General features: G+C 72.4%; 11 protein-coding genes. 7 read left to right on the top strand and 4 right to left on the bottom strand.

The window, feature by feature from the left end; translation table 11 throughout:
• Positions 1–6: 6 nt before the first annotated feature.
• Entirely contained in the window at positions 7–891 is an 885-nt protein-coding gene (locus ABZ321_RS15500) for a hypothetical protein (protein ID WP_354891326.1), read from the top strand.
• Here the strand turns inward: ABZ321_RS15500 and ABZ321_RS15505 are convergent.
• Genes ABZ321_RS15505 through ABZ321_RS15520 form a run of 4 tightly spaced genes read right to left on the bottom strand, consistent with a single transcriptional unit; the run spans position 884 to position 7,890 of the window.
• Complete coding sequence (locus ABZ321_RS15505; protein ID WP_354891328.1) at positions 884–4,063, bottom strand: DUF87 domain-containing protein; 3,180 nt, start codon at positions 4,061–4,063, stop codon at positions 884–886. The genes ABZ321_RS15500 and ABZ321_RS15505 overlap by 8 nt on opposite strands.
• Positions 4,060–4,683: a hypothetical protein gene (locus tag ABZ321_RS15510; RefSeq protein ID WP_354891330.1), complete on the bottom strand. Its 624-nt coding sequence runs from the start codon at positions 4,681–4,683 to the stop codon at positions 4,060–4,062. The genes ABZ321_RS15505 and ABZ321_RS15510 overlap by 4 nt, the downstream gene beginning before the upstream one ends.
• Positions 4,676–5,698: a DUF559 domain-containing protein gene (locus tag ABZ321_RS15515; protein ID WP_354891333.1), complete on the bottom strand. Its 1,023-nt coding sequence runs from the start codon at positions 5,696–5,698 to the stop codon at positions 4,676–4,678. Before ABZ321_RS15515 ends, ABZ321_RS15510 begins: the two co-directional genes overlap by 8 nt.
• A gap of 2 nt (positions 5,699–5,700) precedes the next feature.
• The gene (locus ABZ321_RS15520; RefSeq protein ID WP_354891336.1) at positions 5,701–7,890 is read right to left on the bottom strand and encodes a hypothetical protein; all 2,190 of its coding nucleotides are present in this window, start codon (positions 7,888–7,890) and stop codon (positions 5,701–5,703) included.
• A gap of 308 nt (positions 7,891–8,198) precedes the next feature.
• Here ABZ321_RS15520 and ABZ321_RS15525 point away from each other — a divergent pair, with 308 nt between their 5' ends.
• From ABZ321_RS15525 to ABZ321_RS15550, 6 genes are all read left to right on the top strand, one after another.
• Positions 8,199–8,330 (top strand): hypothetical protein, encoded by a 132-nt coding sequence (locus tag ABZ321_RS15525; RefSeq protein WP_354891338.1) that lies wholly within the window; start codon positions 8,199–8,201, stop codon positions 8,328–8,330.
• A gap of 443 nt (positions 8,331–8,773) precedes the next feature.
• Positions 8,774–9,904 (top strand): hypothetical protein, encoded by a 1,131-nt coding sequence (locus ABZ321_RS15530; protein ID WP_354891341.1) that lies wholly within the window; start codon positions 8,774–8,776, stop codon positions 9,902–9,904.
• Between the two features lie 64 nt (positions 9,905–9,968).
• On the top strand, positions 9,969–11,315 hold the full coding sequence (locus ABZ321_RS15535) for a protein phosphatase 2C domain-containing protein (protein WP_354891344.1): 1,347 nt from the start codon (positions 9,969–9,971) through the stop codon (positions 11,313–11,315).
• On the top strand, positions 11,312–12,628 hold the full coding sequence (locus ABZ321_RS15540) for a hypothetical protein (RefSeq protein WP_354891347.1): 1,317 nt from the start codon (positions 11,312–11,314) through the stop codon (positions 12,626–12,628). Before ABZ321_RS15535 ends, ABZ321_RS15540 begins: the two co-directional genes overlap by 4 nt.
• Before the next feature lie 83 nt (positions 12,629–12,711).
• On the top strand, positions 12,712–13,380 hold the full coding sequence (locus ABZ321_RS15545) for a VWA domain-containing protein (RefSeq protein ID WP_344506162.1): 669 nt from the start codon (positions 12,712–12,714) through the stop codon (positions 13,378–13,380).
• Between the two features lie 63 nt (positions 13,381–13,443).
• Complete coding sequence (locus ABZ321_RS15550) at positions 13,444–14,745, top strand: TIGR04013 family B12-binding domain/radical SAM domain-containing protein (RefSeq protein WP_344506163.1); 1,302 nt, start codon at positions 13,444–13,446, stop codon at positions 14,743–14,745.
• Positions 14,746–14,818 lie beyond the last annotated feature (73 nt).

A 14,818-nucleotide genomic window follows, 5' to 3' on the forward strand; every position in this document is an offset into this window, starting at 1 on the left:
CCTTCGTTGCCCGCACTGCCCCGCCTGACAGGTTCCGACGTCGTCGTCGCCCCACCCGCCGGCGGGCCCGGCAACTGGGCCGGCGGCCCGAGCGCGATCATGCTCGATTCGTCGGTGTTCCTGGCGTACCGGTTGCGCCGCCCGATCGGCTCGGGCCGCGGGTACGCGAACGTCGTGGCCCGCTCGTCGGACGGCGTGCACTTCACCACGGTCGCCGAGGTCACCAGGGAACGCTTCGGCGGCGCCTCCTTGGAGCGCCCCGCCCTGGTCGTCACCCCCGAGGGCCGCTGGCGCCTGTACGTCAGCGTCGCCACCCCCGGCACCAAGCACTGGCGGGTCGACCTCCTGGAGGCCGACGAGCCGGGGAAGCTCGGCGACGCCCCCGCCCTGACCGTCCTGCCCGGCTCCGCCGAGATCGGCGTCAAGGACCCCGTCCTGCACTTCGACGGCCTCCGCTGGCACCTCTGGGCCTCCGTCCACCCCCTGGAAACCCCCGAACACGCCGACCGCATGTCCACCTGGTACGCCACCAGCCCCGACGGCGTCGACTGGGCCTGGCAGGGCGTCGCCCTCGCCCCGCGGCCCGGCCACTGGGACGCCCGCGGTGTCCGCCTCTCCGCCGTCTCGGTCCACGAGGGGACGCTGACCGCCACGTACGACGGCCGCGCCACCGCCGGGGAGAACTGGGAGGAGCGCACCGGCACCGCCACCGGCGCCCTGGGCCCGGACGGCCTGTTCGGCCCGCTGACCGCCGCGCCCGCCGCCCCCTGCGGCTCCCCCCACCCGCCGCACGGCCTGCGCTACCTGACCACCGTCCCGGGCCGCCTGTACTACGAGGTCACCCGCCCCGACGGCGCCCACGAGCTGCGCACCGAGCCCGTCCTCAGCTGACGCCGCCGGCACCTGCCCGCCCCCGGGCCCGGCCGAGCACCTCCTCGGCGGTGAGCGGGCTCTTCGGATGGTGGCTGAGGCAGAGCGGCGTCCGGACCTTCTGGGGCGCCTCGCCCTCGGCCGCGACGTAGAACTCACCGGAGCGCAGCCGGGAGATGTCAGGGACGTCGCCACCCTTCGCCTTCGCCATCTCCCGCGCGGCGTCGATCTGGATCGGGGCGTTCAGCAGGCCGTAGAACTGGGTGGCGGCGTTGCCCGGGATGCGATTGTGCAGCCCCTTCGGCGACTGGGTGGCGAACACCAGCCCGAGGCCGTACTTGCGGGCCTGTGAGGCCAGCGCGAGCGTGCTCTGCGTGCACGCCGTCATGGTCCCCGACGGTGCGAGGGTCTGTGCCTCGTCCATCACGAAGAGGCCGAGCAGCGGCCGGTCGCCGGCAGGGTGCTTCTTGATGTACGCGAACAGCGCCATCTGGAGCTGGTTGACGAAGCTCTGGCGCATATCGTCGGCGGGCAGCCCGACGAGACTGATCACCGAGATCCGCGCCCGCCTGCCGTCCGACGGTTGCAGCAGGACCGCCGGGTCCAGCGGTGTACTGTCGCCGCCGAACATCGGGTCGTTGTCGATGGACGCGGTCAATGCCTGGGCCAGCCCGCCGGCGATCTTGTCCGCGCCGTCGAGCTCGCTGACACCGTCGGGCAGATCCATGAGCGTGTCGATCAGGCCGCGCAGGGTGCCGCCACCGCGGCGGCCGTAGTGGTCGACGGCACGCCGTAGGACGGCGAGGCCGAGGTGCGCCTTGGCCGCCCGGCTGTCCAGGCGCGCCCGCGGGATCAGTGCGGCGACCGCGGAGTCCACGGCCTCGTTGAACTCGTCCGGGTCGTCGAGCACGCTCCTGAAGTCCGGCAGCGGCTGGAAGCTCAACGGCCGTCCGGTCTCCCGGCGGGGGGTCCACACCAGGACCTCGGTGCCGGCGATGTAAGCCGCGGCCTTGTCCGCGTCACCGGCCCCCCACGCCTCGGGCTGCGCCGGCCAGGGATCGCCGAGCCGGGCCAGGTCGTTGTTCGGGTCCAGCACGATGGCGGAGACACCCTGCAACGCGCACTCCTCGACGAGGCGCCGGATCAGGACCGTCTTGCCCGACCCGGAGCCGGCGAAGATCGCGACGTGCTTACGCAACGACTCCACGGCCAGCCGAACCGGCGCGCCGGTGGAGAAGTCGTGGCCGACGGTCAGCATCGGCGCCGCGGACGGCGCGTCGCCGCCGGCCTGCCGGGGAACGGCCGGCGGCTCGCCGCCGAGGGTCCTCGCGTCGGGCTGCGCGGGCGTTTCCAGGTCCGCCATCGCCTGCCGGAAGACCTGCACCTCGCTGGCCGGTCGCCGGGCCATCAACCACGCCGGAAGGTCGGCATGGGACTCGTCGAGCAGGACCTTGAGTGCGGCGAGCGTGCGCAGGTCGGGCTCGCCGAAGGCGAGCGTCGCCGTGTTCCTGCCCTTGAGCTCCTTGATGACGGCGAGTGTCTTGGCGCCGGACCAGGCGCCGTTGCGCAGGAAGAACAGCCGGCGCTTGGCCACTCTGCTGTCGACGCCCGCCGCGGTGACCGCCCGGTTGATGCGGTGCAGCGCGGCGACACCGTGATGCCGGGCGCTGATCGCCCGGAAGGACCAGTGCGCCTGGTCCTCGTTGTCCTCGTCGAGCGTGCGGCGCAGCCGCGCGTGGAGGATCGGCTTCGCGCCGGGTGGGCCGTCCTGGCTCAGGGTCTCCTCGGCCATCCCCTGCTCGATGATCCACGCCGTCAGCCCGGCGGACAGCAGGCCAGGAACGATCGCATCCTCACGGTCGGGGTCGAGCGGTGTCGCGACGTCGGCCTCATCCCGGAGCTCGGCGAATCGCGCGTCGAACCGCTCGCGCGCCTCATCCGCGAGTCTCGGCGGTGCCAGCGGCGGCGCGGGGCTCGGTCCGGTACTCGGCGCCTCGCCGAGCCGCTCGAGCTCGCGGACCTTGTCGTGCAGCAGGCAGCTCCGGACGTGCTCGTCGATCTCGATGAGCAACTGCCGCGGCGTGTGCTTGGCCGCCGTCTCGAACGCCTCGGGACGCACCGGCCAGGTCGGATACGGCGGCGTGAACCCGATCTGACCGTAGCTGTGGGCGAACCGCTTCTCGATGATGCTCCGGGCCACGGCCGGCTGCTGGATCGTCAGCATCTCGGCGGGCTCGCGGAACCGGTCGCGCACGGTGTCGGTCGTCCGGCTCTTGATGAGCATCCATGACGGAGGGATGCATGCCACCAGGGTCAGGGTCCGGCGGGTGATCTCGCGGAGCGCCATCAGGCCGTGCGCGAGCTGTTCCAGCACCAGGAGCTGAGCCCAGTCGCCGGTGTCCGCCGGTTCGAACGGCTGGCCGTCCTGCGACGTGATCGACGACTGCGAGATCAGCGTGTCGATCTGGTCGACGGCCATCACCGTCGGACCGGTCAGCGCCAGCAGCCGGGACAGGTCACGCACGATCATCTGTGCGGGGCGGGGACGGCGTCGCATACGCCAGCGCGCGCGCTCCTCGTGGTCGGCGTCCGGCTCCGAACTGAAGTAGTTCTCCGCGAGGTCGCGGTGCGCGACGTCGTCGGAAGCGGACAGGGCGAGCGCACGGAGGGTGTCGTCGCACTCGCGTGCGACCTCCCGGTGGTGCTCGGCCAGGCCGAGGAGGAACGCGTCCAGCGCGGCCGGGGTCAGCTCGGTCTCGCCCATGACGGCTCGGCGCGCCGTCCGGGGGGCGCCGACCACCGACGCGAGCCGCCGCAGGAACAGCCGCAGCTGGGTGTCGCTGTCCGGGACCGTACGGAAGAGGCCGTTGAGCATCGAGTCCAGGACGCTCGCCCAGAATCCCTCGGCATCCAGCACGCTGACCAGGAAGAAGTAGCCGCCCTGGTCCTGGATCTGCTGCCGGACCCAGCCCAGCAGGTGGGTCTTGCCCGAGCCACGGCGGCCTTTCAGCACCAGGCCCAAGGGGCTGCCGTCGGCGCTCGCGTGCGCGTCCGCCAGCCCCGCCAGGACGTCGTTGATGACGCCCTGGTGCAGCCCCTCGACGTGGAACGGTGACGGGCGCCAGACGTCGTCGGGCACGGGCGCCCAGTCGAACCTGAGCGCCGCCAGTGCCTTGCGTTGATCTTCGTTCATCGCGTTCCGATGGCCATGAGGTGCGTGTCCTGCCCCCCGACGCGCACGGCGTTGCGGCGGTCCTCGGCGGACAGTGTCTTCTGGTTGGACTCCGGCATCATCTCGACGTCCTCGGCCCGGCTCAACAGAGAGAATGCCTCGTCCAACGCCGCCGCGGGCACGTCGCTGAGCTTTCCCCGCATGTCGGTGTGCTTCACCCACGCGCCGGGGTGTGGTGCCAGCGCGGTGTAGGTCTCCCGGATCCGCGCCTCGACGTCGTCCCGAGGCTCCGGCGTGTGCGCGAACATCTCGCTGAACCGGTGGTAGGCGTTACGCCCCAGCACGCGCTCCCGGAGGTTGTCGTGCAGCGCGCTCAACGCCGCGCCCAACGCCCGGGCTCGTGGGCTGTCGAAGTTGAGCGCCTGGTGCATCCGCTCCCAGCCCTTGTCGTCGAGCTGGTGGACGAACGAACGGCCCACCTTGTCGCTCCTGACGTAGCCGGCCTTGTTGAGCTTCTCCCGGCTCTTGCCGGTGAGCGTGATCTGGTAACGGTCCTGCAGCTCGGGATTGGAGATTTCCCGGGCCTCCGCCATCAACACGATGAGCAGCGCGCTCTCCGAGGGGGTGAGGTCGTCAGCCACCCTGCTGTCCTTTCGCCAAGTCGTGCCTTCGGGTCCGAATGAGGTGTTCGATCTGCGCCGCCACCGCCTGCACGTCGTGCCGCACCCGTGCGTTGGTGAACCTGAGCACGGCATAACCGTCCAGCTGGAGCTGGACGTCGCGGACCCGGTCGGCGTCGTACTGCGCGGGCCGGCAGTGCTCTGGCCCGTCCAGCTCCACCACCACGCGCTCAGCCGCCCACAGCAGATCCGGGCGGATCGCGCCGCGTACCGGCGACGGCTGGTAGGTCGCGTTCCAGGCACGGCCATACGCCCACCGCTCGTTCTGCTGCCGCAGCACGGACTCGAGGGCGGCCTCGACCGTGCTCCTGGGATGCGGCCTTCCGGCGGCCGCCGCGACCCCCGTCACCGCCGGTGGTGGTGGCGTGAGGTGGACGGTGCAGCAGCGTTCGGGGCCGGGTGACCCGGCCCCGGTGAGCCAAACGCCCAGCCGTCCGTGATCGGCGAGCCACTCCGCGCCCGCGACAGCGACGCGACCGACCGGCATGGACAACACCAACCGATCGCGCTGAAAGCCCGTCGCGACGACACGGGCAAGCCCTGCGACCCGTGTCCCCGGCCGCAACCGCACCCGCGGTGACGGCCGGCCGGTCAACGCACGCTCCGCGAGATCGGCCAGGAAGGCGCTCGGAAGCCCCGCGGCGCGGGCCCGCTCGATCGCGATCGCCCGGATCGCGGCCACAGCGGCCCCCTGCGGACCGTCGAGCTGCTCGGCCTCGGGCAGCCATCCGTGCAGGAGCTGCCGCGCCACCACGTCGAGGGCGTCGATCACCTCGGACACGAGCACCGCGACGCTTCCGGCGGCCGCCTTCGCGGACGTCACCACGACCGCCGCCGGGAGGTCGTCGAAGCGGGCCGTCGCCGCGACAATGTCAGCGGCGGGGACGCCGCCGAGGTGCACGACGCGGTCGACCGGAATCCCCGCCAGCTGCTTGTGCCAGGCCATCTCGCCGCGCGGCATCGTGATCGCGTCCATCGTCACGCCTCCCCGGGCACACAGGGGGCGCCGTCCGCTTCGAGGCCGTGCGTGCGGAGACGGTCGACGAACGAACGGTCGACGTTCTCGTCGGCGTTGAGCAGCGCGACGAGCCGCTCGGCGGCCTGAAGTGTGCCGGCGTCGACCTCGCGCCGCAGCTCGGCCTCGTTGCGAAGGTCGAACAGCAGAGTGGTCAGCTGCCGGGCCGCCGCATCGTCGCCGCCGATGATCCCGCGTCGCAGGTGAGCGATCTGCGCTTGCACCGCGGCACCGTCCGCCGCAGTGGTCGAGTCGCGGAGCTTCATCAGCTGCCGCGCGGCGGCCTGATCTCCTCTTTCGGCCCGCTGTTGCAGCAGGTCTCTGCGGCCGTGCGAGGCCAGCAGCTCGGCGAGGGCGTCGGCGGCCGGCTGCTTGCCCGAGTCGGCTCGCGACCGCAGCTCGTCGACGGCGCCACGGTCGGCCAGCAACGCCGCGAGGTCCTCCTCGGCCAGGAGGCTGCCGGCATCCGCCCTGGCTCGCAGCGCATCGGCCACGCCTCCGTCGGCGCACAGCTCGGCGAGCCGCCGGCCAGCCTCGGCATCGCCGGCCTCCGCGGCGGTGCGCAGTTCGCCGACCCGCCGGGCCAGCGTGGCGATGTGGGCATGGCGGGCCGCCGCGACGCGGTCGTCCGGCGTCGCGTCCAGGTGCTGGCGCAGCAAGTCGAGCGCCTCCTGAACGCGCCCGCTGCGCAACAGCACCCCGGCGAGCTCGACGACGCCCTCTCCGTGGAGCTCCAGAAGCCGCCGCAGCGCCTGCTCCTCGTGGCGGTAGCGCATGCGGGCGGTGGCCGCGAAGGCGAGGCGACGCAGGTCTTCCGCGTCTTCGACACCGGTGACGAGCGCCTCCCACGCACCGGCCGGAGGGCACTGCGCACGCCGGATGTGCTGCGCCACGTAGTCCGCGACGACATAGCCGGTCAGCCGGCCTGTACGGCCATCGTCCCTTGTCGCCAGCGCCGCCACCGCACCGTGCACCTCCTGCTGGCTGAACGCCAGAGCGTCGGTGAGCCACCGCGGCGGCCGGTTGACGCGCTGCGACGAGGTCAGGTAGCCGCCGATCGCCGACTCGAACGTGGCCTCGGTGATCGGCGACAGCACCCCCAGCCGCCGCGCGTCGGCGGCGAAGCTGATGACCGCCTTGGCGTAGGGGTCCGGCGCGTGCTCCCAGCGCCGCAGCAGGTCGGGCCCGGCCGCGAGCACCTGCGTGAGCCCGGCATCCTGAACGGCGAGCGCCAGCCGGATCCGGGGGTCGGTCCTGGCGGCCTGGACGGCCGCGGCGCGTTCCTCGCTGGACAGCTCCGCGGACACGCTCACGACCTCTGCGAGATCGAGGAGCCTGCGGTCGTTCTGGAGGTCTGCCGGGACGCCGGACCCACCCGGCGACCTCCGCATCAGGTAGTCGTCGGACCACAGCGTCGCGACCACCAGCGCGGGGAATTGGAGCAGCCGTATGACGTGTTCCTTGGTAAGCCGCGGATCGGCACCGAGAAAGCGCTGCATCTCGTCGAGCCAGACAATGATCCGCTGCCGCGTGCCGTGCAGGAGATCGATGATCTCGGCGGTTCCGGAGGGCTGCACAATCGGCCAATTCGGAGCGACGACCCGCACCGCCTCATACAGCGATCTCGTCTTGCCCGACGATGACCGGCCGACCAGCAGCACAAAACGGCCTTGATCGATCTGTTCCGAAAGATGGCTGCGGAGATGATCGTCGAAGTCGCGCTGCACGTACACCGGCAGCTCCCCGCTGCTGTCGCCGGCCGCGATCGCCGCATGCACTCCGAGCTGCCGCGGCGACACCTCGTCGAAGCGCGGCAGGGATGTGGCCGACAGCGTCTCGGCGAGCCGCTGCCACGCCGACAGCCAGGCAGTTCGCTCCGCCGGCCGCACGTCGAAGACCTCGAGCAGGCACTCCAGCGACTCCTTCGCCGGTCGCCGCATCCCCTTCATGATCGGATTCACCGTCGCTGGCGGGAGGCTCCGTTGCAGGCTCAGCGCCTCTGCCCGCTTCTGGATCTGGATGAATGACAGCCCACGGTCGAGCTTCAACCGGCTGAGCAGCCGCCCGAAATCCGCCCAATCCCTGGCGGTCGAAAGATCGGCGGCACTGACGATCGTCAGATCGCTCAACCCCCTTGAGACCACCTCGATCACGTTCGACTCGCGGCGCCGAACGTTCCGGAACAGCCTACGAACCGTCGATCCGGAAAGCCATACCCAGCGCCGGCGGCACGGTCGGCCGAATGGCCTATTCGAGGTCATCCGGAATTGTTCCGGAGTCTGGACCGATTGACGTCGGTCCAGCTCAATATGCCTAACCGCGAACAAAGACAAGATCCGCGATCAACCAGGGGGTTCCCATGCACTACCGGCCTACGGCCGTCGGGGCGCTCGTCGCGCTCTGCAGGAGACGCCGACCGCCACGCCACGCGGCGCCGGCGCGCGTCACGATCGTCACGGGCATGCTGTGGCTCTTCCCCGCGGTCATCCGCGAGCTCGGCGCGCGCCACGACCACCGGAGGGCGGCGACCGCCGGCGACGAACGGCACGACATCCAGGACCTCGTGCGCGGGATCTTCCGCGCCGTTCGATGAGACGAGGCCGTCCGTGACGTCCTGATGACCGCCGGGGTCGTGGCACCGCCTCGACCCCGGTGTCGGTCGCGGCGGTGGCGGCCGGACCTGAGGGCCGGTCGTGCCCGCCTGCGCCGCTGTCCGTCAGATGGGGGAGGACCGCGACAGGCGACCGACCGGAGGATGCCGATGGGCACCGTGTGCGTCACGCCGCGGCCGCCCGGCCCGCCGCGGTCGTCGGCATGACCGGAATCCTCCGGAGGGCCCTCAATGGCAGGCGTATGCATCAGTCATCGCGTGGCGCCGCTCGTCGTCGGGCGGCCCGGCCGCGAGCTCGGCGCCGGCCAGGTGTTCCGGAGGGGCGGGTCACCGCGGGCGGGATCGCCTGACGTCCGTAGGCGGCCGGCATCCGCAGGCCGTTCTGGCCGCCGTCACCTGAAGGTTGGAGACCGGTGATGTACCCGATGCCTCGACAGGACCCTCGACAGGGCCACCCGGCGCAGCCCCGCTCGCTGATCCTGAGCGAGCAGCCGGTCGCCAGGGTGCAGCTGCTCGCCAGGCCGATCCTCAGAGCCGGCGTGACCGCGGTGTACTCGACCCAGGAAGGCAAGCTGGAGGACCTCGGCCGGCTGCTGACCTTCGGCGAGGCGATGTCCGGCCGGTACAAGACCATGTACGAGGTCGACATCTCCCACCACGAGTGCACCGTCTCCACCGGGCGGGACCCGCTGCCGGCGAAGAGCGACAGCTCCTTCTTCGCGGCGAAGGTCGACATCGGCTGGCAGGTCACCGACCCGGTCAAGGTCGTGCGCGAGGGGGTCCGCGACGGCGAGCAGGTCGTCGTCCGGCGCGTCATGGACGCCATGCGCAAGGTCGGCAGGAAGTACGAGATCACCGACTGCGACCAGGTCGAACAGGAGATCAACGAACTCTACGACCCGCCGGTCCGCATCTTCGGCTACGGCCTGACGATCGACCACGTCTCCGCGCACGTCACGCGCGACGACGCCGCCCGCGGGCATGCCCTCGACGCCGCGCCCCTCCAGCCGGAGCAGGAGCTGGAGCGCGAGCGCATGCGCGCGGTGGCTGCCGGGGTGCGGGGGGAGTTCGGGTCGCTCGCCGCCCACCTGCGGCACCACCCCGACCAGACTCTCCAGGTGCTGCGGCTGATGCACGCCCGGCAGCAGGAGCTCGAGCAGCGGCAGGACGCGGTGTTCCGCAGCTCCGACGAGATGTTCCGCAGGATGCTCGACGCCGGCCTGATCCAGAACATGGACATCGAGGAGATCCGCGACCGGCTGCTCCGCAACACCCGGAACATGGCGACCGGCGGGCCGCCGCCGGTGAACGCGAGGCTCGGCGGGCCGGTCGCCGGTCCGCCGGCCGCCGCCCCGGACGCGCCGTCCGGTCCGCACCAGGCCGCCCCGCCGGCCGCGCCGCGCTCGACACCGCAATCGCCACCCGAGCCTCGGAACGCGACCGCGGCGCCCGGCCCGCACCAGGCCGCCCCGCCGGCCGCCCCGCCGGCCGACCCGACCGGTGTCGCCGGTTGGCGGAAGCGCAGGCCGGCCCAGTCCGGGCCGACCAGCAACTGACCGCCGTCCCTACCCGGTGTTCGTGCCCATCGCGGTGGGCACCCTGGCGAACGAGAAGAGATCGATGTCCATGCAGATATTGACGCGGCTGCGCCACGGCATCTCGAGCGTGCTGCGCGGCCAGGGAACCGCCACCGGCGCCACCGGCGCCTCAGAACCGGACGACCGGGACACCGCGCGTCAGGACGGCACACGCCAGGACGGCACGCGCCGGGACATGCACCAGGGCGAAGCCCGCCGGGGGTGGCGGGAGCACGCCCGCTCGGCCCAGCGCGGCGGCCGGGAGCGCGCCGGCGGCCGCGTCACGGGCCCGGACGGTGCCGACGACGGCCCGCCGGCGCCGGTCCCGCCGCCGATCGACCGGGAGTTCGAGCGCCGGTACCCGTCGCCGGGCCACGACCACAGGGACGGCCGGCCGCCCGCGGAGCGCGGCAGGAACGGCACCGACCAGGCGCCGCCCCCGCCACGTCAGGGCCGGCCCGAACCGGTGCAGGATCCCGCCGCCGGCGGCCCCGCGCACAGCGACCTGGTGCCGGCGCACGCCGTGCCGCCCCGGTTCGCCCCCGTGTCCCGGGCCTCGCAGATGGCGTGGCTGCTGCCGCAGGAGCCGGCGTCGCCGCCCGGCGTCGCGGCCGACCAGGCGCGCGTGGGCGACCTGCGGATCCGCGCGGCGTCCGTGGTCGGCGCGGGACACCGGTGCGAACGCCCCGCGAAGCCGAGGCAGGACGCCTACCGGGTCGCCCAGGACGCCACCGGCGACCACCTCATCATCGCGGTCGCCGACGGCATGTCGGACAGCTCGCGCGCGGAGCTCGGGGCGTCGGTCGCGGTCGGCACCGCCGTCGGGCTGCTGCGCCGGGAGCTGGACCAGGGGGTGCCGCCCGACCGCCTGTCGGTCGAGCGGATCTTCGCCGAGGTCGCCGGCAACATCGCCGCGGCCGCCCGCGAGCGGGGACTCGACCCCGCACACGTCCGGACCACCCTCGCCCTGGCCGTGCTGCCGACGCGCTCCACCGGCGTACGGCGCATCGCCTGGGCCGGGCAGCTGGCCGACACCCACCTGTGGATGCTGCGGCGGCAGCGCTGGCAGTGCCTGACCGGCGAGGCGAAGGAACAGTTCGACGGCAGCGTGCTCAGCGCGTTCCTGCCGCACTACCCGCAGGCCGCCCGGGCGATCCTGTTCGACCTGAACGAGGCGGTGGCGGTCGCGCTGCTCTCCGACGGCGTCGCCGACGCGTTCAGCCAGGTCGACGGCGCCGAGCACTGGTTCGCCGACCGGTGGCGGGATCCGCCGCCGCTCGCGTCGTTCATGCTCGACGTCGACTTCCAGGCCAAGGGCCTGCTCGACGACCGCACCGCGGTGGTGGTCTGGCCGCACGCGCCCGGCGGCCCGGAAGCGGCACGGCCATGAGCGTGATGCACCTGCCGGCCGTGGTGCAGATCCCCGTGCTCGGCAGGTTCGACGGCCCGCCCCAGTTCCAGGGCGGCGGGCAGAGCGAGGGCGTCTGGCGCATCCCGGCGCGCCCGGGGCTGCTGTTCAAGCGGTACACCTGGGACGCGGCGGCGGCCCTGGACATCGCCGCCATGGACCGCCTGATCGCCCAGCCCGCGGCCCTGCCGGACGCCACGGACCGCACGCTCGTGACGCAGTCGACCGCCTGGCCGGTCAGCCGGGTCACCGACGGCGACCGCACCGTCGGCGTCGTCATGCCGGAGGCCCCCGACGACCTGCTGGTCTCCTGGAAGTCGACGAACTCCAAGACGGCGTCGATCCGGCGCGAGCGGCTCCCGATCGACTGGCTCGCCAAGCCGAACGACTACCTCGTCAAGCGCGGGGTGCCGGAGCAGTCCGCGCCCGACCGGACCCAGTTCTGCGTCATGCTGGCCCAGCTCGCCGGGCTCTTCGAGCGCTGCGGCATCGTCTACGCGGACTGGTCCTACGCCAACGCGTTCTGGCACCCCACCAGGCACACCGTGTACCTCATCGACATCGACGGCAGCTCCTACGGGCCGCGCCCGCACGTCAACACGGCCAACTTCGAGGACCCGCTCACACCGATGCCGCAGCAGGTCGACACGTACGTCGATCGGTACCGGGTCGCGCTGCTGATCGCCCGGGTGCTCACCGCGAAGCGCGAGGTGCCCGAGGTCACGGCCGCGCTCTCTGGCTCGGGTGGCGACGTCCCGGACACCCTGCTGCGGATGCTGACGGCCCCGACCAGGCAGGGCCGGCCGAGCCTCCGGCAGCTCCTGCAGGCGTTCGGCACGGTCGACCCGTCCGGCGTCATCGACTGGCGGCCACGGCAGCGGACGGGCCCGCCCACCCGAGCCGGTGCGCCGGTCACCCCCACCCAGACGATCCAGCCGGGCCCGCCCACCCTGACCAGTGGGCCCGTCACCGCCACCGGCCGGGCGACGGTCACGGGCTCGATCCGGCCAATGCCCACGCAGCCGCGGCGGACGCCCGCCGGCACCCAGGGCACCCGGGCCACCCCTTCGATCGTGCCCGGACCGGCCGGAAGGAACCCGGCGCGCACCTCGCCGACCCGGCCGGCCGGCGGCACTGGGAACATCCGCCGGCCGCCGCCGCGGGTCAGCGCCAGGGCGACGCGTTCGTCGTCCGCCGGCGGGAACCCGGTTCTGGGGTTCATCGCGATCGCCATCCTCATCGCCATCGCGGTGGCGCTGTTCTGCGGCGGTTACGCCCTGCTGTCGTCGCTCTGAGCGTGTGCGTGCCAGCCGTCCGTCAGTACAACGAGCGAGCCGGGTGACCGTGGTACGTCCGACAACCGAAGGGATCGAGCGCCGTGAACGCGCCAGCACTGAAGTCGAAGTGCCTGCCGACCTATCTGGTCATCGACACCTCGTCATCGATGAAATCGCACGAGAGTCTGCTCAACGACACGGTCGACCACGTGTTCGACGTGGTCGGCAACAGCCCGCGCGTCGCCGAGTTCGCACACGTCTCCATCATCACCTTCAACACGGACGCGCACGTCGTGCTGGAGCTGTCGGACATCGAGACGGTCGAGAACCTGCCCACCATCACGTGCCAGGGCACGACCAACTACGGCAAGATGTTCCAGCTGGTCAAGCAGCGCATCGACGCTGACATCAGCGGGCTGACGCACGACGGCCGCCGCGCCGTGCTCCGGCCGGCGGTGTTCATCCTCACCGACGGCGAGCCGATGGACAAGGACTGGGCCACCCAGTTCAACGCGCTCACCGACGCCTCGTGGCGCCGCAGGCCGCACATCATCTCCTACGGTTTCGGCACCGCCAACGCGACGGTGCTCGGGAAGATCGCCACGAAGGCCGCCTACCTCGCCACCGACGTGGACAAGGAGAAGGAGGCGATCGTCTCGATGCTCACCAGCCTGCTCAACACCCTCGTGGCCTCGGCGAGCGCCCAGGAGTTCCGCATCCCGGACGACGTCCCCGGGTACACGCGCGTGCCGATCGAGTTCGTCGACTGACCGAGGGCGCGAGCGGCACGGCACGCGGCGGCGCCCCGACGCGGGCTGCCTACACTGCACCGTGTGAGCGACCTGGTCCTGATTCTGCGGTACCGCAAGGCGGTGACCTACGGGTTCCACACGCTGCTGGCGGCGCTCGAAGAGCACGTCACGCAGACGCGGTACGAGGTGGTGTTCGCGGAGTCGGCGCGGGCCACCATCGAGGCGATCAACGACCGGCCGGGGCGCAAGCTGGTGCTGTGGTCGTTCTACTCGCCGGACGCCGCCGCCCTCGCCGAGGAGCTGGCGACGATCAAGGAGCAGGCGCCCGGGGCGGTGCACGTCGCCGGCGGGGTGCACGCGACCGCGGAGCCCGTGCAGACGCTCGACGCCGGGTGGGACGTCGCGGCGGTGGGGGAGGGGGAGCGGACGTTCCTCGACCTCGTCGACAGCGGCGGCGAGCCGGAGGGCATCGCGGGGCTGGTCCACCGGGACGGCACCGGCGCGGTGCGGCGCAACGGGAAGGCGCACAAGGAGCCGCTGGGGACCTATCGGGCGTTCCCCCTGTCGTACAAGCGGATGAACCCGATCGAGATCACCAGGGGCTGCATCTACGCGTGCCGGTTCTGCCAGACGCCGTTCATGTTCTCGGCGCGGTTCCGGCACCGCAGCGTGGAGAACGTGCGGTGGCACGTGGACCGGATGCGGGAGCTCGGGAAGCGGGACGTGCGGTTCATCACGCCGACGTCGCTGTCCTACGGGACCGACGGGGAGGAGCCGGACCTCGCGGCGGTGGAGGAGCTCCTCGCGAGCTGCAAGGAAGGGATCGGCCCGGACGGGCGGGTGTTCTTCGGGTCGTTCCCGAGCGAGATCCGGCCCGAGCACATGACCGTCGAGGCGTTGCGGCTCGTCAAGCGGTACTGCGCCAACGACAACCTCATCGTCGGGGCGCAGTCGGGGTCGGAGCGCGTCCTGGCGGCCGCGAAACGGGGGCACGACGTCGAGTCGGTGCGGCGGGCGGTGCGGATCGGCATCGCCGAAGGGTTCCGGATCAACGTCGACATGATCTTCGGCATGCCGGGGGAGGACCCGGCGGACGCGGAGGCGTCGCTGCGGCTGGCGCAGGAGCTGGCGGGGCTCGGCGCCAGGATCCACTCGCACGTGTTCATGCCGCTGCCGGGCACGCCGTGGCGGGACGCGCCGCCCGGGGACGTCGACCCCGAGACGATCCGCGCCGTGTCGCGGCTCGCGCAGCAGGGGGCGCTGTACGGGCACTGGCAGAAGCAGCGCGAGCACGCCACCCGGCTCGCCGCCGCGGCGGTCGAGTACCCGCGCCCCGGCCGCAGCCGCACCCTGCTCCCGCTCGCGGAGGAGCCCCGCGGGTGAGCCTGGCCAGGACCAGGGCACCCGGGTTGTCGGCGGGCCGCGCCTCTGCATGACCGACGGCACCGCGGGCGCC

The sequence above is a fragment of the Dactylosporangium sp. NPDC006015 genome, from assembly GCF_040614215.1.
GTDB lineage: Bacteria > Actinomycetota > Actinomycetes > Mycobacteriales > Micromonosporaceae > Dactylosporangium > Dactylosporangium maewongense.